Origin of the sequence: Kitasatospora sp. NPDC093806 (assembly GCF_040683335.1) — a bacterium.
GTDB lineage: Bacteria > Actinomycetota > Actinomycetes > Streptomycetales > Streptomycetaceae > Kitasatospora.
In genome coordinates this window covers 1-22,657 of record NZ_JBFBDO010000092.1, presented here as the reverse complement: position 1 = coordinate 22,657, position 22,657 = coordinate 1, and the positions used below count along the sequence as shown (strand labels likewise).

Genomic DNA, 22,657 nt, shown 5'->3' with positions numbered 1-22,657 from the left:
TCACGGTGGAGGAGCGGTGACCGCGGTCCTGGTCGCGGCCGGGGCGTTCCTGATGACGCTGATCGGCGGCTGGGTCGCCCAGCGCACCGGGGACCGCCGCCATCTGGTGCTCGGCTTCGCGGCCGGGCTGATGCTCGGGGTGGTCGCCTTCGACCTGCTCCCCGAGGCGCTGCACCAGGCACCCGGGGAGATCCACGGGGTGCCGCAGGCCCTGCTGATGTTCGCGGCCGGGTTCCTGGCCATCCACATCGTCGAACGCGCGGTCGCCATCCACCGCAGCCACGAGGACGAGTACGCCGAGCACACCCACGGCCAGCGGTCCGCGCAGGGCCACGCGCACGCCCACGCCCACGCGCACGGCAGCGGCAACGGGCACGGTCACGCGCACGGCCAACGCGGCGTCAACGGCCACCAGGGCGTCGGGCTGACGGCCGCCTTCGCCCTGGTCGGCCACAGCGTCATGGACGGCTTCGCGATCGGCGCGGCCTTCCAGGCGGGCACCACGGTCGGCACGGTGGTGGCGATCGCCGTCGTCGCGCACGACTTCGCCGACGGGTTCAACACCTACACGATCACCCGGCTGTACGGGAACAACCGGCGGCGCGCGCTCGCCCTGCTGGCGGCGGACGCGCTCGCGCCCGTCACCGGCGCCGCGATCACCCTGCTGTTCACCATCTCCGAGCACCTGCTCGGCCTCTACCTGGGGTTCTTCGCCGGCTTCCTGCTCTATCTGGCGACCTCCGACATCCTCCCCGAGGCGCACAGCCCGCACCCCTCGCGCACCACGCTGCTCTGCACCCTCGGCGGGGTGGGCTTCATGTGGCTGGTGATCGGCTTCGCCGGCTGACGGCCGGACACTCCTTCGACGATCCGGGCGGCCGGCCCTCCGGGCGGCCGGTGGTCAGCGCTGCAGGGCCGCCCACCGGGTCCGCATCGTCGCCAGCGCCTCGGTGATCGCCGGCCGTCGCGAGGCCTGGGAGCGCCAGAGCGCGAACACCCGCCGGGTCGGCTCCGGCACCACCGGCCGGACGGCCACCCCCGGCGGCAGCGCGCCCCGGCCCAGCCGGGGCACCAGACCGACGCCCAGCCCCGCCGCGATCAGCGCGATCTGGGTCTCGAACTCGCCGACCTGGTAGCACACGTCCGGCTCCTCGCCGGCCTCGCGCAGCGTCCGGACCAGCCAGTCGTGGCAGATGTTGCCCGGCGGCACGCTGATCCAGCGCTGTCCGAGGAGCCGCCCGACCGGCACCACCGCCAGCCCGGTCAGCGGGTGGTCCTCCGGCAGCAGCAGGTCCACCGGGTCCGCCCCGAGGTCCAGCCGGGACAGGCCCTCCTGCACCGGCAGCGGCACCGTCGGCCAGTCCTGCACCAGCGCCAGGTCGACCTCGCCGCGGGCCACCAACTCGGCCGCCGGGTACGGGTCGCTCTCCAGCAGCCGCACGTCCAGGTCCGGGCAGCGTTCGCGCAGGTCGGCCAGGACGCCCGGCATCAGCCCGCGCGCCCCGGTCGCGAACGCGGCCACCAGCAGCCGTCCGACCGCCTGGCCGCGCTGCTCCTCCAGCCGCACCTCGGCCCGTTCCACCAGCCCCAGCACCGCCTGCGCGGTGGCGGCCAGTTCGCGCGCCGCGTCGGTCAGCACCACGCCGCGGCCCTGCCGCTCCAGCAGTACCGTCCGGGTCTCCCGCTCCAGTTTGGCGACCTGCTGGGAGATCGCGGACGGGGTGAAGCCGAGGGCGGCCGCCGCCCCGCCGACCGAGCCGTGCACGGCCACCGCGTGCAGCGCCCGCAGGCGCCCGAGATCCATCATGCAGCAATGCTAAACCGTGGCCTTCAGTATTCATCGCTGGTGCTACACGGTCGTCGGCGGCCATCCTCGTTCCCATGAGCACCTCCCCGCAGGCCGCCCCGGGCGGCGCCGCCATGCGTCCGCGCCACATCGCCCTGGCCGTCCTGGTGGCCGCCGTCTGGGGCCTCAACTTCGTCCTCATCCACGTCGGCCTGGAGAACTTCCCGCCGCTGCTGTTCTGCGCCCTGCGGTTCGCGGTGGTCGCCGTCCCGGCGGTCTTCCTGGTCGGCCCGCCGAAGGTCGCCTGGCGCTGGGTGCTCGGGGTCGGCCTGGTGCTCGGCGTGGTCAAGTTCGGCCTGCTCTTCCTCGGCATGCACGCCGGGATGCCGGCCGGCCTCTCCTCCCTGGTGCTCCAGGGGCAGGCCGTCTTCACCGCGCTGTTCGCCACCGTCCTGCTGGGCGAGCGGCCCGGCGGGCAGCGGCTGGTCGGCCTGGCCGTCGCCTTCGCCGGGATCGGGCTGAGCGCGGTCGACCGCGGGCTCGGCGGACCGCTCGGCGCGTTCGCCCTGGTCGTCCTCGCCGCGGCCGCCTGGGGGCTGTCCAACGTGCTGACCCGCAAGGCCGCCCCGCCGGACGCGCTGCGCTGGATGGTCTGGGTCAGCGCCGTGCCGCCGCTGCCGCTGCTCGGCCTCTCCCTGCTGGTCGAGGGACCGGCGGCCGACCTGCGCGCGCTGCGCGAGATCACCCCGGCCGGGATCGGCGCGATCGGCTACGTCGGGCTGGTCTCCACCCTGTTCGGCTTCGTCGCCTGGAGCTACCTGCTGCGCAACTACGACGCCACCGCCGTCGCGCCCTACTCGCTGCTGGTGCCGGTGTTCGGGATGTCCTCGGCCTGGCTGCTGCTCGGCGAGTCGGTCGGCCCGGCGGCCGCCGTCGCCGCGCTGCTGGTGATCGTCGGGATCGGGATCACCGCGCTGCGCCCGGGGGCGCTGTCCGGCGCGGCGGCGCGGCGGCCGCGGTGGTGGCCGCGTACGCGGCTTCGGCGGTCCGCAGCGCTCGCAGCAGCGCGTCCTGCTCGCCGGGGCTGACCGGGCCGAAGTACTCCAGCGCGACCTCGTGCCGGACCTGGCCGATCCGCTCCACCGCCGAGCGGCCGGCCGCGGTCAGCAGGATCCGCACCGCGCGGCGGTCGGCCGGGTCCGGGGAGCGCTCGACCAGGCCGGCCTCCTCCAGGGCGTCGACCACGGTGGTGGCCGAGCGCGGGGCGATGTGCAGCCGGTCGGCCAGGTCGCTCAGCCGCATCGCCCGGTCCGGGAGCTCGCAGCCGGGCGCGTGCGCGAGGGTGCGCAGGGCGCGGCCCTGGCCGGGGGTGATGCCGTACGGCTCCAGCCGCTCGCTGGTGCGGCGGCGGATCCGCTTGATCGCCCGGGTCATCGCGTCGGCCAGCTCGGCGGCGGTGTCCGGAGCGCCGGTGTCCACGGCGCCGGTGTCCACGGCACTGATGTCCACAGCGCTGGTGTCCGGGGCGGCGCCGTCCGGCGTGATGGTCATGGGCGGCTCTCCTCGGCAGGTGTTCGCCCCAGGGTATCGGCCGTCCACCTGGGCGGGAGGGGGCCGGGAGCGGGCGGCCGAAATATGTTGAGTATGGCTCAGTATCTGGGTTAGCGTAGACCTGAGTGAGGGCACCCTAAGTTCCCTCCCGGACCCTGGAGGACCAGTGCCCCGCTCCGAAGCCCGCGTCGCCACCGACCGCTCCGCCCGCTACGCCAAGCAGCTCGCCGCCCACATGGGGCGCAAGATCCAGGCCGACTGGTCCGAGGAGACCGGCCACGGCACCCTCGTCTTCAGCCACGGCACCGCCACCCTGGAGGCCACCCCCGACGCGCTGCTGCTCGCGGTCGAGGGCGAGACCGAGAACCTCCCCGGCCTGGAGGACGTCGTCGGCCGCCACCTCGTCCGCTTCGGCGCCCGCGACGAGCTCGTGGTCGCCTGGCAGCGCGACAACGGCGAGGCCGGCCACGTCCACCGCAACGACGAGGAGCCGGCCGAGGGCTGACGGTCCGTCCCGGCCGGCTAGTGGTCGGGCGGGCCCGGATGGCGGGTGAGCGGCCACCGGGCCAGCGCCCGGAGCACCAGGGCGCCCAGGCACCAGCTGGCCACCACATCCAGCAGCCAGTGGTAGTCGCTCCAGATGAGCCCGAACCCGACGCCCAGCGCCGACAGGGCCGCCCCGGCCGCGAGCACCCGCCGCGCCCGGGGGCCGGCCGTCCGGGCCAGCAGCAGCGCCGCCACCCCGTACGCCAGCGTCGCGGTCGCGGTGTGGCCGGACGGGTACCAGCCCCACTGGTCCGCCGCGAGCGGTTCCCCGAGTGGGCCCGGTCGCGCGAACCAGGCCTTCGCCGGCACCACCAGCAGCGGGATCAGCCCGGCGGTCAGCACCGCCACCGGCACCGGCAGCCACCAGCGCGCGAACCCCGCCCGGAACTCCCGCCCCGCCGCCACCGCCCCGGCCAGGAGCAGCACCGGCACCGCCACCCCGCTCCCGCCCAGGTCGGCGAGCGCCTCGCCGACCCGGTTCAGCAGGGTGCTGTGCAGCCCGTACCTGAGTTCGTGGACGCCGTGCCGGGTCCAGCGGTCCAGGCCCAGTACCGGGCCGTCCACCGCGACCTGCCAGGACACCAGCAGCAGGACCGCCCCGAGCAGCACCGGCACCGCCGGGTGGCCCAGGGCGGCCGGGCGGCCCAGGACGCGGGACAGCCGCCCCGGAGCAGGGGGGAGAGCTCCGGGGCGGCCTTGATGATCGCCGTTCCGTGCGCCCCGGGGGGTGTGGGTCGGACGGTCGGTCGATCGGCTTTCGATGTCCGCCGCCCCGTGCGGGACGGCCTGGTTGTCCTCGCGGTCGACGCGCGGGACCGTTCCTGGGGACGGTGCCGCGGACGGCTCCGCCAATGGCTGAGGCTCGCTGTCCATCTGTGATGACACTACGTCAAGGTCCGTTCGGGGCCGAGGTGCTTCAGCGATTCCGCACACCATCTTCACCGTCCGCGCCCGGGCCGTCACACCGCGTCCGAACCGAACGGCCCGTGGGGACGGGTGTCCCCACGGGCCGTTCAGCGCTGTCCGGACATCCCTCCGGCGGGTCTTCGGTGCGCGGTCGCGCGGTTCGGGTGCCTCAGGCGCCTCAGATGGCGGCGAACGCGCCCTCGAGGATGTCCAGACCCTCGTTCAGCAGGTGCTCCGGCATGACCAGCGGCGGCAGGAAGCGCAGCACGTTGCCGTAGGTGCCGGCGGTCAGCACGACCAGGCCCTCGGCGTGGCAGGCCTTGGCGAGCGCGCCGGCGGCCTCCGCGTTCGGCTCCTTGCCGCCCGGCTTCACCAGCTCGACGGCGATCATCGCGCCGCGGCCGCGGACCTCGCCGATGACCTCGAACTTCTCCTGCATCGCCCGCAGGCGGCCCAGCATGATCTCGCCGATCCGCTGCGCCTTGCCGTTGAGGTCCTGCTCCTTCATGGTCTCGATGGCGCCCAGGGCGGCCGCGCAGGCCACCGGGTTGCCGCCGTAGGTGCCGCCCAGGCCGCCCGCGTGCGCGGCGTCCATGATCTCGGCGCGACCGGTCACCGCGGCCAGCGGCAGACCGCCGGCGATGCCCTTCGCGGTGGTGATCAGGTCCGGGACGATGCCCTCGTCGTCACAGGCGAACCACTGGCCGGTGCGGCAGAAGCCGGTCTGGATCTCGTCCGCGACGAACACGATGCCGTTGGCCTTCGCGTACTCCACGATCGCCGGCAGGAAGCCCTTGGCCGGCTCGATGAAGCCGCCCTCGCCCTGGATCGGCTCGATGATGATCGCGGCGACGTTCTCCGCGCCGATCTGCTTGTTGATGATGTCGATCGCCTGCGCGGCGGCCTCGGCGGCGCAGTTCTCGGCACCGGTCAGCCAGCGGTACGGGTAGGCCACCGGCACCCGGTAGATCTCCGGGGCGAACGGACCGAAGCCCTGCTTGTACGGCATGTTCTTCGCCGTCAGGCCCATGGTCAGGTTGGTGCGGCCGTGGTAGCCGTGGTCGAACACCACGACGGCGGTGCGCTTGGTGTAGGCGCGGGCGATCTTCACCGCGTTCTCGACCGCCTCGGCGCCCGAGTTGAACAGCGCGGTGCGCTTGTCGTGGTCGCCCGGGGTCAGCTCGTTCAGCTGCTCGGCCACGGCGACGTAACCCTCGTAGGGGGTCACCATGAAGCAGGTGTGGGTGAAGGCGGCCAGCTGCTCGGACGCCTTGGCCACCACGGCCTCGGCGCTGTTGCCGACGTTGGTCACGGCGATGCCGGAGCCGAAGTCGATCAGCGAGTTGCCGTCCACGTCCTCCAGCACACCGCCGTTGGCACGGGACACGTACACCGGCAGGGTGGTGCCGACGCCGGCCGCCACCGCACCCAGCTTGCGGGCCTGCAGCTCCTGCGACTTCGGACCGGGGATCGCGGTGACCAGGCGGCGCTCCTGCGGGAGCGGCGTTGCGGCGCTCATGGGTTTCTCCAGACTTCTCGACTCGGTAGTTCGCAGGCTACGGGCGCCCTCCCCGGGCAGGCATGCGCCACTCGGTAGCACTGGGCCGACCGACTTGTCCGGCGCGGCCAGCACGGCTTGCACGACTACCGGCAGGCCCCGCTCCACTACATTGAGCGCGGGCGTGTCGCCGGGGCGGTGGCATGGGTATGGCGGCACCGACGACGGTCGGGCCGGCGGGCGAGGGAGCGGGGCCGTACATGGGACTGGACGGGGCACGGAACCACGGCGAGCGGACCACCGCCACCCCCCACACCCCCATGCCCCACCAACGCCCCCCCGCCCACCCCCCCTTCGACCTCCCCACCTGGGTCGCCGCCCCCCGCCCCGAAGCCGCCCCGGGCATCTTCCGCCAGGGCTACGCCCCCCTCGACCCCGACCGCGCCGAAGCGGCCAAGGTCCCGACCTGGCCGCTGCTCCTCCGCGCGGGGCTCAACGCGGTGGTGGGGTGGTTGGCGTACGTCTACGGCGTCGAGCTGGCCAAGTACGGGACGACGCTCATCGGTGTCCTGCCGACGCGCTCGGCGTTCGTCGCGGTCTCCGTCGTCCTGACCCTCAACGTGCTGGTCGCGGGCATCGTCATCAAGGTCTTCGGGCGGATGGGGCGGTGGCTGGAGGTGTGGCGGCGGTACGCGGCGCCGCTGCTGTCGCGGACGGTCACGGAGGAGGAGCCGGTCACCGAGGAGGAGGCGGCGGAGGCGGCGCGGCACCGGGACCCGTGGACGGTGCTGCGGCAGGGCGGGGCCGCCGTCGCGGCCGGGCGGCTGGACGGCGAGGCGGTCGGGGACGTCGACTACGTGCGGATCCAGCGGGCCTGGGAGTCGGCGCAGGCGGACCCGGCGTTCCTGCCGGCCTTCGTCGAGCAGGTGGCGGCCCGGGGCGCGGCGGCGTTCGCGCACCCCTCGGAGGCGCGGGTGCTGCCGGGGCGGGCGGAGCGGCACGATCTGCTGCTGGGCCAGGTGCGGCTCGGCACCGCCCAGGACGTGCCGAAGAACCCGACGACCCACCGGACGGCCGGCTTCGCGCTGGATCCGGCGGTGCTGGGCACCTCGCTGCTGGCGGTGGGCCCGGCCGGGACGGGGAAGACGGCCCGGCTGGCGCGGCCGGTGGCCGAGGCGCTCTGCCTGCAGGCGCTGGCCGGTACCGCCTGCGCGGTGGTGATCGGGTCGGCGGACGCGGATCTGGGGCCGGACTCCTGGTACGACGTGGTGATCGCCCCGGGCGACGCGGCCTCCCGATACGGGCTGGACCTGTACGGGGCGGCGCAGGATCCGGACGAGGCGGCGGCCCGGCTGGCCGAGGCGCTGCTGCCGGACGAGCTGACGGCGCGCGCCGAGTCGGCCCGGACGGCGCTGCAGCAGACGGTCGGACCGTTCCACGCCGCGTTCGCCCGCTATCCGGGGGTGCGGGAGCTGCGGGCGCTGCTCGGCGGTGAGCCGGAGGCGCTGGAGACGCTGGTGAAGGGGCTGCGCGCGGCGGGCCGGCTGGGGTCGTACGAGCGGGACCTGGAGCACCGGGAGCGCCAGCGCGAGCGGGCGGACGATCCGGGGGCGCTGCTGGCGGACCGGCTGGCGCTGCTGGACCGGCCGGCCTTCGAGGGGGCGTTCGCGACCGACGGCGCGGGCCGGCCGCCGTTCGCGATGCGGGTGCTGGACCATCCGCTGCGGGTGCGGGTGAAGCTGCCGGAGCGCAGTCACCCGGAGGCGGCGCGGATGCTGTCGCGGCTGCTGGTGGGCCAGTTCGTGCAGGCGGCGGGGGCCCGGCAGGACCGGTCGCTGTTCGCGGGTCTGGTGGTGGACGACGCCTCGGCGGCGTTGGACGCCGGCATCGTGCGCGGGGTGCAGCGGCTGCGCGGGGCGCACGCCGGGGTGGTGCTGCTGCTGCGGACGCTGGTGGACCTGCCGGAGGCGCTGCGGGCGCCGCTGTTCGGGGCGGTGGGCTGCCGGGCGGCGTTCCCGGGCATCGCGCCGTGGGACGGGCGGCTGTTCTCGGAGGCCTGGGGCACGCACGTGGTCCGGGAGACGGCGGTGACGCTCGCCCCGGACACCTCGGGTGGGATGGTGCGGCGGGTGGGGCGGGTGGGGCGGAAGGCGTTGTCGGGGACGACGGCGCAGACGGAGTCGGTGACCACGCGGGAGGTGGAGCGGTTGCGGTGGTCGCCGTCGGATCTGGCGCACGCGCTGCCGACGGGGCACGCGGTGGTGTCGTTGACGGCGGTGTCGGGGGAGCAGGTGCCGCCGTTGTTGGTGGACCTCAGGGGCTGAGCGCGGGGGTGAAGCTCGCCTTCGAGGTGGATTCGGCAGTGCGGGTTGTCCGGGGCGTCCATAATGAGAGGAGGGATTCCCCCAGAACCCCCAGCCCTTTTCTCGCCCGGCCGCAATGGCGCGGTCGGGTCGCTCCCTCGAAGGTGCCATGCCCCCCACACTTGCCTCCGTCGTCCGCAACACCTCGCTCCATCTGACGGTCCTCGCCGGTGCGGACCATCTGGAGCGGCCGGTCCGCTGGGTGCACACCAGCGAGCTGGACGACCCGACGCCGTTCCTGGAGGGTGGCGAGCTGCTGCTCACCACCGGGATCAAGCTGGGCCGGACCGCCGCGCAGTTGCAGGCGTACGTGCACCGGCTGGCCGACGCGGGGGTGGTCGGGCTGGGGCTCGGGGTGGGGTTGTCGCACACCGAGGTGCCGCAGCCGCTGGTGGAGGCGGCGGCGCAGCGCGGGCTGCCGTTGCTGCGGGTGCCGGAGCCGACGCCGTTCATCGCGATCAGCAAGGCGGTGTCGGCGGCGCTGGCGGCCGAGCAGTACGAGGCGGTGACGACCAGCTTCGAGGCGCAGGAGGAGCTGACCCGGGCCGCGCTGGGCAAGGACGGCACCACGGCGGTGGTGCGGCGGCTGGCGGCCCGGCTGGGTGGCTGGGCGGCGCTGTACGACGGGTCGGGCGCGCTGTCGGTGGTGGCGCCGGACTGGGCGGCGCGGCGGGCCGGGCGGCTGGCGGCGGAGGTGGACCGGCTGCGGCGGCGTCCGGCGCCGTCGAGCGCCGCGCTGCAGGGGCGGTCGCCGGGGATAGACACGGCGGACGAGGACTACGTGGTGGTCCAGTCGCTGGGGGCGGACCGGCGGGCGCGCGGGTTCCTGGCGGTGGGGACCGAGGACCGGATCACGCCGACCGAGCGGTACGTGCTGAACGCGGCGGTGGCCCTGCTGACGCTGACCCTGGAGCGGTCGCGGGAGCTGCGGCAGGCCGAGGAGCGGATGGGCGCGGCGCTGCTGCGGATGGTGCTGGCCGGGGAGGTGGCGACGGCGCGGCAGGTGGCGGCGGGGCTGTTCGGCGGGTTGCCGGAGGGGACGGTCCGGGTGCTGGTGGCCGGGGCGGGCCAGGGGGTGGACTCCGCGGAGTCGCTGGGCGAGCTGGGCGACCGGGCCGAGCAGGCCGGGGCGCGGGTCGGCGAGAAGCTGCTGGTGGCGCGGGAGGAGGGCGCGCACGGGCCGCGGTTGATGGTGCTGGCGCTGGACAACGGCGCGGTGCACCGGGCGTGCCTGGGCGCGGTGGAGGAGCACGAGGGGTTGTCGCTGGGCGTGTCGGCGCCGGCCGCGTTGGAGGACGCGGGGACGGCGCACGCGCAGGCGGAGCGGGCGCTGGCGGTGGCGCTGCGGGGCGGGCGGCGTTCGGTGGACCACGAGGAGGTCGGCGCGGGGTCGCTGCTGCCGCTGCTCGGGGAGGACGCGGTGACGGCGTTCGCGGAGGGGCTGCTGCGGCCGTTGCGGGAGCACGACCGGACGGCGCGCGGGGACCTGGTGGCCTCGCTGCGGGCGTGGCTGTCGCGGCACGGGCAGTGGGACGCGGCGGCGGCCGATCTGGGGGTGCACCGGCACACCCTGCGGTACCGGATGCGGCGGGTGGAGGAGCTGCTGGGGCGGTCGCTGGACGACACGGACGTTCGGATGGAGCTCTGGCTGGCGCTGCGCTCCGGCGAGGAGTAGGCGGGGAGCAGGGGAGCAGGGGAGCAGGGGAGCAGGGGAGCAGGCGAGGAGTGGCCGAGGGCGAACCGGCCCCGGCTGGACGCGGTGGAGTGGCGGTGGGGGCGAACGCTACTCCGTGTCCAATCCTGTCGGCGCGTCGCCCGTCCTACCCTCGATTCCGGCGCCACGTCCGTGGGGCCGTGAGGACGACGAGGAGAGGGCCGGTACCACGGTGACCACCACGTACGATTTCTGGCTGGCCGGCCGCCGGGCGAGCGGCGACGCCGACTTCGAGGTGCACAACAGCTGGGACGGCCGTCTGGTCGGCAAGGTGAGCATCCCCACCGAGGCGCAGGTCGAGGAGGCCGTCGAGGCCGCCGTCGCCGCGCTGCCGGTGTTCGCCGCCACCCCGGCGCACGTCCGTTCCGCCGCCCTGGACCACGTGGCCCGGCGGCTGACCGAGCGCACCGAGGAGATCGCCCGGCTGATCACGGCCGAGAACGGCAAGCCGATCAAGTGGGCCCGCGGCGAGGTCGGCCGCGCCGTCTCGGTGTTCCGCTGGGCCGCCGAGGAGGCCCGCCGGACCAACGGCGAGACCATGCGGCTGGACACCGACCCGGGCGGCACGGGCCGTTTCGCGGTGGTGCGCCGCTTCCCGCGCGGTGTGGTGCTGGGCATCTCCCCGTTCAACTTCCCGCTGAACCTGGTGGCCCACAAGGTCGCCCCGGCGCTCGCGGTCGGTGCGCCGATCATCCTCAAGCCGGCTCCGTCGACCCCGCTGTCGGCGATGGTGCTGGGCGAGATCCTGGCCGAGACCGAGCTGCCGGCCGGTTCGTGGAGCGTCCTGCCGGTGCCGAACGACCGGATGCCGGCGCTGGTCCAGGACCCGCGTCTGCCGGTGATCTCCTTCACCGGTTCGGACAAGGTCGGCTACCAGATCATGGACTCGGTGCCGCGCAAGCACACCACCCTGGAGCTGGGCGGCAACGCGGCGGCCGTGGTGCTCGCCGACTGGTCCTCCGAGGCCGACCTGGACTGGGCGGCCACCCGGATCGCGATGTTCTCCAACTACCAGGGCGGCCAGTCCTGCATCTCGGTGCAGCGGGTGATCGCCGACGCGTCGGTGTACGACGCGCTGCTGGAGAAGGTCGTCGCCAAGGTCGCGGCGCAGGTCACCGGTGACCCGGACGACGACGCGACGGACGTCGGCCCGCTGGTCGACGAGAACGCCGCCAAGCGGGTCGAGGCCTGGGTGGACGACGCGGTCGCCAAGGGCGCGAAGCTGCTGATCGGCGGTACCCGCGAGGGTTCGACCTACGCCCCGACCGTGCTGGCCGACCTGCCGGCGGACGCGGTGCTGGCCAAGGCCGAGGTGTTCGGCCCGGTCATGTCGCTGCACAAGGTGGACGGCGTGGACGAGGCCTTCGCCGCCGTCAACGACTCGCCGTTCGGCCTGCAGGCCGGCGTCTTCACGCACGACCTGCAGACCGCCTTCCGCGCCCACCGGGAGCTGGAGGTCGGCGGTGTGATCATCGGCGACGCGCCGTCCTACCGCGCCGACCAGATGCCGTACGGCGGCGTCAAGGACTCCGGCGTCGGCCGTGAGGGCGTCAAGTACGCGATGGACGACTACACCGTCGAGAAGGTCCTGGTCCTCACCGGTCTGGACCTGTAGGACGCGCCGGACCGCCGGGGACGGCAGGTCCCCGGCGGAGCGGGCAGGGGCCCGGTCGCGGTTGATCCGCGGCCGGGCCCCTCCGCGTGCGGACGGCGTCCACGGGCAGGACACAATGGGCGCATGACTTCGCTCGCGCACCCGCAGCTGCGGTTCACCCCCGAGGTGAACGACCCCTCCGGCCCCCGCGAACTGGTGATCCTCGGGTCCACCGGCTCGATCGGCACCCAGGCCATCGACGTGGTGCTCCGCAACCCTGACCGGTTCCGGGTGGTGGCCCTGTCGGCGGCCGGCGGCCGGGTGGAGCTGCTCGCCGAGCAGGCGCTCCGGCTGGGCGTGCACACGGTGGCGGTGGCCGATCCGGCCGCCGAGCCGGCGCTGCGCGCGGCGCTGGCCGCGAAGGCGGCGGGCCGTCCGCTGCCGGCCGTGCTGGCCGGTCCGGACGCGGCGACCGAGCTGGCGGCGATGGAGTGCCACTCGGTGCTGAACGGCATCACCGGGTCGATCGGCCTGCGGCCGACGCTGGCGGCGCTGTCGGCGGGCCGGGTGCTGGTGCTGGCCAACAAGGAGTCGCTGATCGTCGGCGGGCCGCTGGTGAAGGCGGTGGCGCGGCCGGGGCAGATCGTGCCGGTGGACTCCGAGCACGCCGCGCTGTTCCAGGCGCTGGCGGGCGGCACCCGGGCCGAGGTCCGCAAGCTGGTGGTGACCGCGAGCGGCGGCCCGTTCCGCAACCGCGGCCGGGCGGAGCTGGCGGGGGTCACCCCGTCGGACGCGCTGGCGCACCCGACCTGGGCGATGGGCCCGGTCGTCACGATCAACTCGGCCACCCTGGTGAACAAGGGCCTGGAGGTGATCGAGGCGCACCTGCTGTACGACGTGCCGTTCGACCGGATCGAGGTCGTGGTCCATCCGCAGTCGGTGGTCCACTCGATGGTGGAGTTCACGGACGGTTCGACGCTGGCGCAGGCGAGCCCGCCGGACATGCGGATGCCGATCGCGCTGGGCCTGGGCTGGCCGGACCGGGTGCCGGACGCGGCCCCGGGCTGCGACTGGACCAAGGCGGCGACCTGGGAGTTCTTCCCGCTGGACAACGAGGCCTTCCCGGCGGTCGAGCTGGCCCGTGAGGTCGGCACCCTGGGTGGCACGGCCCCGGCGGTCTTCAACGCCGCGAACGAGGAGTGCGTGGCGGCCTTCCTGGACGGCCGCCTCGCCTTCACCGGGATCGTGGACACTGTTGCGAAGGTCGTGGCGGAGCACGGCGTGCCGGCGGCGGGAACTTCGCTGACGGTGGAGGACGTCCTGCACGCGGAGGACTGGGCGCGCGCCCGGGCCCGCGAGCTGGCGGCCGGCTGACGGCTCCGAGCCGGACGGGTCCGTCCGGACGACCGGTACGACGACAGGATGAGCGGAGCGGCATGACGGAGGAGCAGCGGTGGCAACGGTGATGACGGTGGTCGGCATCCTGGTCTTCGTACTGGGACTGCTCTTCTCGATCGCCTGGCACGAGCTCGGCCACCTCTCCACGGCCAAGCTGTTCGGCATCCGGGTGCCGCAGTACATGGTCGGCTTCGGCCCGACGATCTGGTCGCGGAAGAAGGGCGAGACCGAGTACGGCCTCAAGGCGGTCCCGCTGGGCGGGTACATCCGGATGATCGGGATGTTCCCGCCCGGGGAGGACGGGCGGATCACCCAGCGCTCCACCTCGCCCTGGCGGTCGATGATCGAGGACGCCCGGGAGGCCTCCTACGAGGAGGTCAAGGAGGGCGACGAGACCCGCCTGTTCTACACGCGCAAGCCGTGGAAGCGCGTGATCGTGATGTTCGCCGGGCCGTTCATGAACCTGATCCTCTCCTTCGGGCTCTTCCTGACGGTGATGATGGGCTTCGGCGTCTCGATGGCGGTGCCGACCATCAAGACGGTGTCGGAGTGCATCGTCCAGGCCGGCCAGCCGACCGACCACTGCCCGGTGGACGCCCAGCCGGCCCCGGCCTTCCAGGCGGGTCTGAAGCCGGGCGACAAGGTGATCTCCTTCGACGGGGACCGGATCGGCGACTACGAGCAGCTCCAGGCGGACATCCGGAAGTCGGCCGGCAAGCGGGTGGACCTGGTGGTCGAGCGGGGCGGGCAGCGGCTCACCCTGACGCCCACCATCGCCGTCAACGACGTGCAGAAGTACGACGCCGACGGCCTGCCGGTGAAGGGCGAGACGGTGCGGGCCGGTTTCCTCGGCTTCACGCCGAGCAGCGGCGTGGTCCAGCTCGGCTTCGGGCAGTCGGTCGACCGGATGGTCGACATGGCGGAGAGCGGCGTGAAGTCGCTGGCCGCCCTGCCCGGCAAGATCCCGGGCCTGTGGCACTCGGTGGTGGACGGCGCCCCGCGCGAGGCGGACTCGCCGATCGGCATGGTCGGCGCGGCCCGGGTGAGCGGTGAGGTGTTCACCCTGGACATCCCGGGCAGCCAGCGGGTCGCGACCTTCGTGAACCTGCTCGCCGGGATCAACCTCTCGCTGTTCCTGTTCAACATGCTGCCGCTGCTGCCGCTGGACGGCGGCCACATCGCGGGCGCGGTCTGGGAGTCGGTCCGCCGGCGATTCGCACAGCTGTTCCGGCGGCCCGATCCCGGTCCGTTCGACGTGGCCCGGCTGATGCCGCTGGCGTACGTCGTGGCCAGTGTGTTCATCGGATTCACCCTGCTGGTGCTGGTCGCGGACCTGGTGAACCCGGTCAAGATCACCTAGCCCGCGGGGGCCGGTGGGTGCGCGGGCGCACGCCCGGGTGCCGTACCGTTGGAGCCCGGGCGCGCGAACGTCGGCGCGCCCGGGCTCCGTCGTCCCAACGACCGGGCCGACCACACCTCAACCCCGGGGAACCCTGCGCACATGACCGCGATCTCGCTCGGTATTCCGTCTCTGCCGCTCAAGCCGCTCGCCAAGCGCCGGGTCTCCCGCCAGATCATGGTCGGCAACGTGCCGGTCGGCGGCGACGCCCCGGTGTCGGTGCAGTCCATGACCACCACGGTGACCTCCGACATCAACGCCACCCTGCAGCAGATCGCGGAGCTCACCGCGTCCGGCTGCCAGATCGTGCGGGTCGCGGTCCCCTCCCAGGACGACGCGGACGCCCTGCCGATCATCGCGAAGAAGTCCCAGATCCCGGTGATCGCCGACATCCACTTCCAGCCGAAGTACGTCTTCGCCGCGATCGACGCCGGCTGTGCGGCCGTGCGCGTCAACCCCGGCAACATCAAGGCCTTCGACGACAAGGTCGGCGAGATCGCCAAGGCCGCCAAGGGCGCCGGCATCCCGATCCGGATCGGCGTCAACGCCGGCTCGCTCGACAAGCGCCTGCTGGAGAAGTACGGCCGGGCCACCCCCGAGGCGCTGGTCGAGTCCGCGCTCTGGGAGTGCTCGCTGTTCGAGGAGCACGACTTCCGCGACATCAAGATCTCGGTCAAGCACAACGACCCGGTCGTGATGATCAACGCCTACCGCCAGCTCGCCGCCGCCTGCGACTACCCGCTGCACCTCGGTGTCACCGAGGCCGGCCCCGCCTTCCAGGGCACCATCAAGTCCGCGGTCGCCTTCGGCGCGCTGCTCGCCGAGGGCATCGGCGACACCATCCGGGTCTCGCTCTCCGCCCCGCCGGCCGAGGAGATCAAGGTCGGTAACCAGATCCTGGAGTCGCTCGGCCTGCGCGAGCGCGGTCTGGAGATCGTCTCCTGCCCGTCCTGCGGCCGCGCCCAGGTCGACGTCTACAAGCTCGCCGAGGAGGTCACGGCCGGCCTGGAGGGCATGGAGGTGCCGCTGCGCGTGGCCGTCATGGGCTGCGTCGTCAACGGCCCGGGCGAGGCCCGCGAGGCCGACCTCGGGGTCGCCTCCGGCAACGGCAAGGGCCAGATCTTCGTCAAGGGCGAGGTCATCAAGACCGTCCCCGAGTCCAAGATCGTGGAGACCCTGATCGAGGAGGCCCTCAAGCTCGCCGAGCAGATGCAGGCCGAGGGCGTCGAGTCCGGCGCGCCGACCGTCACCGCCGCCGAGTGACCCACCCCGGTGTCGGGTGAAACCTCGCAGTTCTTCCGGAAGCGGGGCCGTCCGTACGCGGACGGCCCCGCGGCCGTAGCCGGGTGGGGCCAGGGAGTAGGGTGCGGCCAGAGTCGTCTCAGTAAGGTGCTGTCTCGATGCTCGATCGAGGTGTGATGCTCCCCAGCTCGTTCCAGGTCGCCCGCGCCCTGGCGACCACCCGCGTACTGGAACCGTCGGACCTCGCCGACGCCCTCGCCGTCCTCCACCGCGACCCGGTCGCCAACGCCTTCGTCGCCACCCGGGTGGAGGCCGTCGGCCTCGACCCCTGGCGCCTCGGCGGCGAGATGTGGGGCTGGTACGACGACCACGGCGAGCTCGACGCGCTCTGCTACGCCGGGGCCAACCTCGTCCTGGTCGAAGCCGGTCCGCAGGCCGTCCAGGCCTTCGCCGAACGGGCCCGCCGCCAGGGCCGGCGCTGCTCCTCCATCGTCGGACCGGCCGGTCCGACGGCCGCGCTGTGGGCGCTGCTGGAGCGCAGCTGGGGGCCGGCCCGCGAGGTCCGCGGCCACCAGCCGCTGCTCGCCACCACCGCGCCGTCGGCGGAGATCGCCCCGGACCCGCTGGTGCGCCGGGTGCGGCGGCCCGAGGTCGAGACGCTGATGCCGGCCTGCGTGGCGATGTTCACCGAGGAGGTCGGGGTCTCCCCGCTGGCCGGTGACGGCGGACTGCTCTACCAGGCCCGGGTCGCCGAACTGGTGTCCGCCGGTCGCTCCTTCGCCCGCTTCGGCGAGGACGGCGAGGTCGTGTTCAAGGCCGAGATCGGGGCCGTCACCGAGGGCGCCTGCCAGATCCAGGGGGTCTGGGTCGCCCCCGAGCACCGCGGCCGGGGGCACTCCGAGACCGGGATGGCCGCCGTCCTGGAGATCGCGCTGCGTGAGGTGGCGCCGGTGGTGTCGCTCTACGTCAACGACTACAACCTGCGGGCGCGGGCCGCGTACCGACGGGTGGGCTTCCGCGAGGTCGGGGCGTTCATGAGCGTGCTGTTCTGAGTTCCGCCCGGTTCCGGGCCTTGTCCGGAGGCCCGTACGGGCGGCCGCCCCGGGTAGTAACGTCCGGGGCATGGATCAACTGACCGGGGTGCGGATCGAGGCCATCGACCTCGCGGCGTGGGCACCGCAGGCGCTCGATGTCCAGGCGGTGGCGTTCGGGCTCACGCCGGAGGAGGTCATGGTCCGGCTGCACATCGTCGGCCGGCACGCGCAGCAGCCCGGGGTGCTCGCCTTCGGCGCGTTCGACGCCGGGCGGCTGGTCGGCTTCGGGTACGGCATGCCCAACCGCCGCGAGCACTGGTGGAGCAGCGTCATCGAGCCCTACCTGGTCGCCCGCGGCCACGGCGACTGGCTGGACGGCGTGTTCGCCGTCACCGAGCTGCACGTGCTGCCCGAGTACCAGGGCCAGGGCGTCGGCTCGACCCTCATCCGCACCCTGTGCGAGCACTCCGGGCTCGACCGCAGCATCCTCTCCGCGATCGACGCCGAGACGCCCGCCCGCCGGCTCTACCGCGCGCTCGGCTACCGGGACCTCGCCCGCGCCGTGCACTTCCCGAACACCGAGCGCCGCTACGCCGTGATGGGCGCGCCGCTGCCGCTGCGGACGCCGCCGGGGGCCGGGCCGGCCGGTCAGAGCGCGCCGGCGAACTCCAGGTAGAGCTCGGCGTCCGGGCGGCGGCCGGCCGCGAGGGCGGCCAGGCCGAGTTCGACCGCGCGCACCAGGGTCCAGCCGCGCAGCCGCTCCCGGTCCACCTCCAGGGCCTCGGCGAGCTGGTGCAGCCGGCGGCGGACGGCGGCCGGCAGGCCGGGGGAGCCGACCAGGGTGTCCGCCCGGTCCAGGGCCAGCCGGGCCAGGTCGTAGGCGCGTTCGCCGACCAGCGGGCGGGGGTCGATCGCCAGCCAGGGGGCGCGGTCGGCGGCGAGCACGTTGCCGTGGTGGAAGTCGCCGTGCAGCAGGAACTCCTCGGCGGCCGAGGCGGTGAGCGCCCCGGCGCTCTCCAGGGCCTCGGCGATCAGGTCGGCGGCCTCGGCGGCGGTCGGGTCCGGGAGGGCGCGGTGCCGGGTGAGGGCCGCGGCGGTGGCCTCGGCGCGCTCGGCGAGGGCGGGGAAGGGGTGCCCGGGGGCGAGCGGCGTCCAGAGCCGGTGCAGCAGGCTGGTGGCCTCCAGCATCGCCTTGGGCTCGGCGAGCGAGCGGAGCGGGATCTCGCCGTGCAGCCGTTCCAGCAGCAGGACGCCCGCGGCGGGGTCGGCGTCCAGCAGGAGCACGGCGCCGCGGCCGGCCCAGACGGCGAGGGCGTCCGGTTCGCGCGCGGTCCCGGGGGTGCGCAGGCCGACCTTGAGGACGGCCGGGGAGAGGTCGTCGCGGTGCACGTAGGCGACCAGGCTCAGGCTGCCGCCGGGGTCGAGGACGCGCTCCAGGGTGAGGTCGAGGCGGGTGAGCCGCTCCCGGACCAGCGCGGGGAGCCCGTCCAGCCAGCGCGGGCCCTCCTCGGGGTCGGCCGCGGTGACGCTCCGCACCAGCCGGTCGGGGACGGTGAACTGTCCTGGTGCTGCCGACATGCTGGCCCTTCCGTCGTCCCCCGTGGTGGTACCCGTCCATTGTCGGTGATGGGGGTGGAGGCGCAGGTCGGGCGGCGGCTCAGGGGGTGGCGGCGGCCGACCCGGTGGCGGTGCTGGGGGCCGGGGTCGCCGCGGGGTCGGGGAGGCCGGGGAACGGGGTGGCGGCGGCGCCCCAGCGCTGGGCGCGCAGCGCGCACTCGCGCAGGGCGTCGGCGGCGAGGCCGCGCTGGGCGGAGGGGACGGCGGCGACCAGGTCGGCGTAGACCCCGGTGAGCCGGGTCTCCAGGTGGGCGGCGAGGCGGGTCGCGGCGGCCGCGTCGGTGACCGGGAAGGGCAGCTGGTAGCCGGCGGCCGCGGCGGTGGGGGTGGCGCCGGCGCTGCCGAGCAGGCGCTGCCAGGCGTCCCGCCGGGCCTGGTGGGCGGCGAGCGAGCTGCGGGCCTCGGCGCGCTGCTGGTCGTCGGGGAGCCGGGCGCCCACCACGCCGTAGCCGTAGACGGCGGCGTGCTCGGCGCTCAGGGCGCTCTGGAAGGCGGGGACGCCCTCGGCGCCGGGGGGCGAGGGGGAGGCGGCCGGGTCGGGCGCGGTGGCCGGGGCGGTGTCGCCGAGGGCGACCGCGTGCAGCACGCCCGCGGCGGAGACCGAGGCCAGCAGCCGGGCCAGCTGCGGGGAGGCGGCACCGAGGTCGGCCAGCCGGGACTGGGCGGTCTGCCGTTCGAGCGAGGCGAGCGCGGCGAGCGCGGCGGGGGTGCCGACCGTCCCGGCGGGGGCGGTCGCGGTGGGGCCGGCGGTGCCGGAGCCGGTGCCGGAGGTGGCGGTGCCGGAGGTGGAGGCGCCAGGCGTGGGGGTGCCGGACGTGGGGGCGCCGGGCGTGGGAGTGGGCGTCTCGGCGCCGCCGGGCAGGCCGGCGGCGAGCGCGGCGCGGTGCTGGGCGACCTCCGCGCGCAGCGGCTGGAGCCGGCCCTGTCCGGGCCCGGCGAGCAGTGCGTCGTACCCGGCGAGCAGGGTGTCGGTGGCGGCGACGGCACGCAGCCGGACCGGCTCGTCCGGGTCGGGGCGGCGGTCGGCGGCGGGGGCGCCGGGGTCGGTGTGGTGCGCGTCGGTGCAGGCGGTGAGGGCGCCGCCGGCGGTGAGGAGCAGCCCGAGGGCCAGGAAGGTCCGTCGGCTGGGCGGCTGCATGGGGGTCACTCCGGGGCGTGTACGGGAGGACGGCCTGCCCGCCTGCCCTCATTGGCGTGAATGATTACAGAATCCTCACCTGAACGGGCGGGGATTGCCTTGCCGGTGGGGGTCCGCGGGCGATGTGACCTTGCTCGCACCGGGTGGCGGGACCGCTGGTGGTGCGCGGTCCGGAATCGGTGGTTGGGCGGTTCACCGGCTAGGCTTTGGGCCGAGCTGCCGCGACCCGGCCGCGCGCCGGACCGGCGCCGGGGGTGCGGGGCGCCCTTCCGACAACAGCAGACGCGGCCGAGGAGTCCACCCGGATGAGCACCACCCACACCGACCGGCTGCGCGCGTTGCTGGAGCCGCTGGCCGCGCAGGCGGGCCTGGACCTGGAGGACGTCAAGGTCACCCAGGCCGGCAGCCGCCGCCAGGTGCAGATCGACGTGGACGCCGACGGCGGCGTCGACCTGGACGCCATCGCGGAGTTCAGCCGCGTGGTCGGCGAGGCCCTGGACGAGTCGGACGTGATGGGTTCCGGCGCGTACGTGCTGGAGGTCGGTTCGCCGGGCGCGGAGCGTCCGCTGACCGCGCCGCGGCACTGGGCCCGGGCCGAGGGCCGGCTGGCCAAGATCCACCTGGTCGACGGCGGGGAGATCGTCGCCCGGGTGCTGGAGTCGGACGAGGACGGCGCACTGGTCGAGGTGCAGCCCGTGAAGGGCCGCGGCCGGCCCAAGGAGCGCCGTCTGGAGTTCGCCGAGGTCGACCGCGCGCGGGTCCAGGTGGAGTTCAACCGCAAGGACGAGCAGCTGCTCGACGAGGCCCCGGACTTTCCGGACGACGCCTCGGAGGAGGGGGACGACGGTGCGGAGTGAGGACCTGCGCACCGACCGCACCATGACGAACGTGACGAAAGACGAGGAGGCGTAGCCGTGGACATCGACATGAGTGCCCTGCGCACGCTGGTCAGCGAGAAGAACATCCCCTTCGGCCTCGTGGTCGAGTCGATCGAGTCGGCCCTCCTCACCGCGTACCACCGCACCGAGGGCTCGCGCCGTCGCGCCCGGGTCGAGCTGGACCGCAAGACCGGCCACGTGACGGTCTGGGCGACCGAGGACCCGACCGAGCTGGACGAGGGCGTCGAGCCCAAGGAGTTCGACGACACCCCGAACGGCTTCGGCCGGATCGCGTCCAGCATCGGCATGCAGGTGATGATGCAGCGGCTGCGCGACGCCGCCGACGACCAGACCTTCGGTGAGTACGCCGGCAAGGAGGGCGACATCGTCACCGGTGTCGTCCAGCAGGGCAACGACCCGAAGAACGTGCTGGTCGACATCGGCAAGCTGGAGGCCATCCTGCCGCCGCAGGAGCAGGTCCCGGGCGAGGACTACCGGCACGGCACCCGGCTGAAGTGCTACGTGGTGGCCGTGCGCCGGGGTGTCCGCGGCGCGTCGGTGACGCTGTCGCGCACGCACCCGAGCCTGGTGAAGAAGCTGTTCGCGCTGGAGGTCCCGGAGATCGCGGACGGCAGCGTGGAGATCGCGGCGATCGCCCGCGAGGCCGGCCACCGCACCAAGATCGCGGTCTGGTCGCGCCGCCAGGGCCTGAACGCCAAGGGCGCCTGCATCGGCCCGATGGGCGCCCGGGTGCGCGCGGTGATGGGCGAGCTGCACGGCGAGAAGATCGACATCGTCGACTGGTCGGAGGACCCGCGCGAGATGGTCGCCGCCGCGCTGTCCCCCGCCCGGGTGACCAGTGTGGAGATCGTGGACGCCGTCCAGCGCTCCGCGCGGGTGATCGTGCCGGACTACCAGCTGTCGCTGGCGATCGGCAAGGAGGGCCAGAACGCCCGCCTCGCCGCCCGTCTGACCGGCTGGCGGATCGACATCCGTCCGGACACGGAGGGCCAGTCCGAGGAACCTTCGGACCGGTAGTCGTCGTTGTGAAATGCCCCCCGCCGGTCCCCCCGGATCCGGCGGGGCGGCGCCATGTCCCTTCGGAGGGGTAGACTTGCCTTCGTCTGGCCGGACGCACGTCCGAGCACGCCCGGAACGCACCTGCGTGGGCTGCCGCAAGCGCGCGGCCAAGCACCAGCTGTTGCGTGTCACGGCGGTCGAGGGCGTCTGCGTCCCCGATCCCCGCGGCGCACTGCCGGGCCGAGGAGCACACCTGCACCCCGACCCGGCCTGCCTCGACCTCGCGGTCCGCCGACGGGCGTTCCCCCGGGCCTTCCGGCTCCAGGGCGCGCTCGACACCGGGCGGCTCCGGGAGTTCATCGGGGAGCGGGTGGGCGACACCCCGGAGTCCTGAGGCTCCGGTGGGCCCCTCCGCACGGCCGCCGCTCGCGCGGCGGAGAACCACCGCAGCAAGCACGGCGCACGGGCAGCCGTACGTCGTGCCACCAGTCAGGTACCTCGCGATGTGGAAGTAGGTCGAGATTGCGATGAGCACTCGATGAGTACGCGATGAGTACGCGATGGGCACGCCCATGAAGTAGCGACAGTCCGGCGGACGAGACCCCCGGACTCATAGACAGGAGTGAAGTGGCTAAGGTCCGGGTTTACGAACTCGCCAAGGAGCTCGGTTTGGAGAGCAAGGCCGTGATGGCCAAGCTCACCGAGCTGGGTGAGTTCGTCCGTTCGGCGTCCTCGACCATCGAGGCGCCGGTCGTACGCAAGTTGACTGACGCGCTTGGCGTCGCCCCCACCACCGGTGGTGGCTCCGCTGCCAAGCCGGGCCCGCGCAAGCCCGCGGCGCCCCAGCCCGCGGCCGGTTCGGCCGTGGGTGCACCCAAGCCGGGTGCCCCGACCCCGGGTCCGCGCCCCAGCGCGACCCCTGGTCCCCGTCCGACCACCCCCGCTGCCGGGGCGGCGGGCGCCTCGGCAGCGG

At 74.3% G+C, this 22,657-nt stretch carries 20 protein-coding genes and 1 pseudogene; 15 read left to right on the top strand and 6 right to left on the bottom strand.

Annotated features, from left to right (window positions below; genetic code table 11):
* Positions 1-16: 16 nt before the first annotated feature.
* Entirely contained in the window at positions 17-847 is an 831-nt protein-coding gene (locus tag AB0N76_RS30820; RefSeq protein ID WP_363562708.1) for a ZIP family metal transporter, read from the top strand.
* 54 nt (positions 848-901) lie between these two features.
* Here the strand turns inward: AB0N76_RS30820 and AB0N76_RS30815 are convergent, their stop codons facing one another.
* Positions 902-1,807 carry a LysR substrate-binding domain-containing protein gene (locus tag AB0N76_RS30815; RefSeq protein WP_363562706.1) on the bottom strand — a complete coding sequence of 302 codons (906 nt, stop codon included), beginning with the start codon at positions 1,805-1,807 and terminating at the stop codon, positions 902-904.
* Between the two features lie 113 nt (positions 1,808-1,920).
* Here AB0N76_RS30815 and AB0N76_RS30810 point away from each other — a divergent pair, with 113 nt between their 5' ends.
* Positions 1,921-2,874 carry an EamA family transporter gene (locus tag AB0N76_RS30810; RefSeq protein ID WP_363562728.1) on the top strand — a complete coding sequence of 318 codons (954 nt, stop codon included), beginning with the start codon at positions 1,921-1,923 and terminating at the stop codon, positions 2,872-2,874.
* Between the two features lie 100 nt (positions 2,875-2,974).
* On the opposite strand, the pseudogene AB0N76_RS30805 reads toward AB0N76_RS30810, so the two are convergent.
* A pseudogene (locus tag AB0N76_RS30805) lies at positions 2,975-3,220 on the bottom strand (MarR family transcriptional regulator); the annotation flags it as partial.
* A 283-nt stretch (positions 3,221-3,503) separates the two neighbouring features.
* Here AB0N76_RS30805 and AB0N76_RS30800 point away from each other — a divergent pair.
* The gene (locus AB0N76_RS30800) at positions 3,504-3,842 is read left to right on the top strand and encodes a DUF2218 domain-containing protein (protein ID WP_363562704.1); all 339 of its coding nucleotides are present in this window, start codon (positions 3,504-3,506) and stop codon (positions 3,840-3,842) included.
* 17 nt (positions 3,843-3,859) lie between these two features.
* Here AB0N76_RS30800 and AB0N76_RS30795 read toward each other — a convergent pair whose 3' ends face one another.
* Positions 3,860-4,756 (bottom strand): phosphatase PAP2 family protein, encoded by an 897-nt coding sequence (locus AB0N76_RS30795; protein WP_363562702.1) that lies wholly within the window; start codon positions 4,754-4,756, stop codon positions 3,860-3,862.
* A 211-nt stretch (positions 4,757-4,967) separates the two neighbouring features.
* Positions 4,968-6,308 (bottom strand): 4-aminobutyrate--2-oxoglutarate transaminase, encoded by a 1,341-nt coding sequence (gene gabT, locus AB0N76_RS30790; RefSeq protein ID WP_363562700.1) that lies wholly within the window; start codon positions 6,306-6,308, stop codon positions 4,968-4,970.
* Positions 6,309-6,547: 239 nt separating this feature from the next.
* Here gabT and AB0N76_RS30785 point away from each other — a divergent pair, with 239 nt between their 5' ends.
* The 8 genes from AB0N76_RS30785 to AB0N76_RS30750 all read left to right on the top strand — a co-directional run bounded on the left by AB0N76_RS30785 (position 6,548) and on the right by AB0N76_RS30750 (position 17,707).
* Entirely contained in the window at positions 6,548-8,611 is a 2,064-nt protein-coding gene (locus AB0N76_RS30785; protein WP_363562698.1) for an ATP-binding protein, read from the top strand.
* A 148-nt stretch (positions 8,612-8,759) separates the two neighbouring features.
* Positions 8,760-10,325 (top strand): PucR family transcriptional regulator, encoded by a 1,566-nt coding sequence (locus AB0N76_RS30780; protein ID WP_363562696.1) that lies wholly within the window; start codon positions 8,760-8,762, stop codon positions 10,323-10,325.
* Positions 10,326-10,536: 211 nt separating this feature from the next.
* A complete protein-coding gene (locus tag AB0N76_RS30775; RefSeq protein WP_363562694.1) occupies positions 10,537-11,979 on the top strand; it encodes an aldehyde dehydrogenase family protein in 1,443 nt (480 codons plus the stop codon).
* Between the two features lie 123 nt (positions 11,980-12,102).
* Positions 12,103-13,332 (top strand): 1-deoxy-D-xylulose-5-phosphate reductoisomerase, encoded by a 1,230-nt coding sequence (gene dxr / locus AB0N76_RS30770; protein WP_363562692.1) that lies wholly within the window; start codon positions 12,103-12,105, stop codon positions 13,330-13,332.
* Between the two features lie 79 nt (positions 13,333-13,411).
* Positions 13,412-14,716, top strand: coding sequence for a site-2 protease family protein (locus AB0N76_RS30765; RefSeq protein ID WP_363562690.1), 1,305 nt, complete (start codon positions 13,412-13,414; stop codon positions 14,714-14,716).
* 141 nt (positions 14,717-14,857) lie between these two features.
* Positions 14,858-16,018, top strand: coding sequence for a flavodoxin-dependent (E)-4-hydroxy-3-methylbut-2-enyl-diphosphate synthase (ispG, locus tag AB0N76_RS30760; protein ID WP_363562688.1), 1,161 nt, complete (start codon positions 14,858-14,860; stop codon positions 16,016-16,018).
* 155 nt (positions 16,019-16,173) lie between these two features.
* The gene (locus AB0N76_RS30755) at positions 16,174-17,049 is read left to right on the top strand and encodes a GNAT family N-acetyltransferase (RefSeq protein WP_363562726.1); all 876 of its coding nucleotides are present in this window, start codon (positions 16,174-16,176) and stop codon (positions 17,047-17,049) included.
* Positions 17,050-17,119: 70 nt separating this feature from the next.
* Positions 17,120-17,707 carry a GNAT family N-acetyltransferase gene (locus AB0N76_RS30750; RefSeq protein WP_363562686.1) on the top strand — a complete coding sequence of 196 codons (588 nt, stop codon included), beginning with the start codon at positions 17,120-17,122 and terminating at the stop codon, positions 17,705-17,707.
* Here AB0N76_RS30750 and AB0N76_RS30745 read toward each other — a convergent pair.
* Positions 17,680-18,609, bottom strand: a complete 930-nt coding sequence (locus AB0N76_RS30745) for an aminoglycoside phosphotransferase family protein (protein ID WP_363562684.1) — start codon at positions 18,607-18,609, stop codon at positions 17,680-17,682. The genes AB0N76_RS30750 and AB0N76_RS30745 overlap by 28 nt on opposite strands.
* 79 nt (positions 18,610-18,688) lie before the next feature.
* Complete coding sequence (locus AB0N76_RS30740; protein ID WP_363562683.1) at positions 18,689-19,786, bottom strand: ferritin-like domain-containing protein; 1,098 nt, start codon at positions 19,784-19,786, stop codon at positions 18,689-18,691.
* Between the two features lie 305 nt (positions 19,787-20,091).
* Between AB0N76_RS30740 and rimP the strand changes: the two genes are divergently transcribed.
* The 4 genes from rimP to AB0N76_RS30720 form a co-directional block, all read left to right on the top strand.
* Positions 20,092-20,643: a ribosome maturation factor RimP gene (gene rimP / locus AB0N76_RS30735; RefSeq protein ID WP_363562681.1), complete on the top strand. Its 552-nt coding sequence runs from the start codon at positions 20,092-20,094 to the stop codon at positions 20,641-20,643.
* A 57-nt stretch (positions 20,644-20,700) separates the two neighbouring features.
* Complete coding sequence (gene nusA, locus AB0N76_RS30730) at positions 20,701-21,702, top strand: transcription termination factor NusA (protein WP_363562679.1); 1,002 nt, start codon at positions 20,701-20,703, stop codon at positions 21,700-21,702.
* 127 nt (positions 21,703-21,829) lie between these two features.
* Positions 21,830-22,078, top strand: a complete 249-nt coding sequence (locus AB0N76_RS30725) for a YlxR family protein (RefSeq protein ID WP_363562677.1) — start codon at positions 21,830-21,832, stop codon at positions 22,076-22,078.
* Positions 22,079-22,311: 233 nt separating this feature from the next.
* A partial coding sequence (locus AB0N76_RS30720) for a translation initiation factor IF-2 N-terminal domain-containing protein (RefSeq protein ID WP_363562675.1) occupies positions 22,312-22,657 on the top strand: 346 nt, incomplete at its 3' end.

Bases quoted from the DNA above. Each gene is read 5' to 3' on its own strand.
- AB0N76_RS30785 (WP_363562698.1), top strand. From the start codon at position 6,548: ATGGGACTGGACGGGGCACGGAACCACGGCGAGCGGACCACCGCCACC.
- AB0N76_RS30740 (WP_363562683.1), bottom strand. From the start codon at position 19,786: ATGCAGCCGCCCAGCCGACGGACCTTCCTGGCCCTCGGGCTGCTCCTC.
- AB0N76_RS30745 (WP_363562684.1), bottom strand. From the start codon at position 18,609: ATGTCGGCAGCACCAGGACAGTTCACCGTCCCCGACCGGCTGGTGCGG.
- AB0N76_RS30795 (WP_363562702.1), bottom strand. From the start codon at position 4,756: ATGGACAGCGAGCCTCAGCCATTGGCGGAGCCGTCCGCGGCACCGTCC.
- AB0N76_RS30780 (WP_363562696.1), top strand. From the start codon at position 8,760: ATGCCCCCCACACTTGCCTCCGTCGTCCGCAACACCTCGCTCCATCTG.
- gabT (WP_363562700.1), bottom strand. From the start codon at position 6,308: ATGAGCGCCGCAACGCCGCTCCCGCAGGAGCGCCGCCTGGTCACCGCG.
- AB0N76_RS30750 (WP_363562686.1), top strand. From the start codon at position 17,120: ATGGATCAACTGACCGGGGTGCGGATCGAGGCCATCGACCTCGCGGCG.
- AB0N76_RS30810 (WP_363562728.1), top strand. From the start codon at position 1,921: ATGCGTCCGCGCCACATCGCCCTGGCCGTCCTGGTGGCCGCCGTCTGG.
- ispG (WP_363562688.1), top strand. From the start codon at position 14,858: ATGACCGCGATCTCGCTCGGTATTCCGTCTCTGCCGCTCAAGCCGCTC.
- AB0N76_RS30755 (WP_363562726.1), top strand. From the start codon at position 16,174: ATGCTCCCCAGCTCGTTCCAGGTCGCCCGCGCCCTGGCGACCACCCGC.
- rimP (WP_363562681.1), top strand. From the start codon at position 20,092: ATGAGCACCACCCACACCGACCGGCTGCGCGCGTTGCTGGAGCCGCTG.
- dxr (WP_363562692.1), top strand. From the start codon at position 12,103: ATGACTTCGCTCGCGCACCCGCAGCTGCGGTTCACCCCCGAGGTGAAC.
- AB0N76_RS30815 (WP_363562706.1), bottom strand. From the start codon at position 1,807: ATGATGGATCTCGGGCGCCTGCGGGCGCTGCACGCGGTGGCCGTGCAC.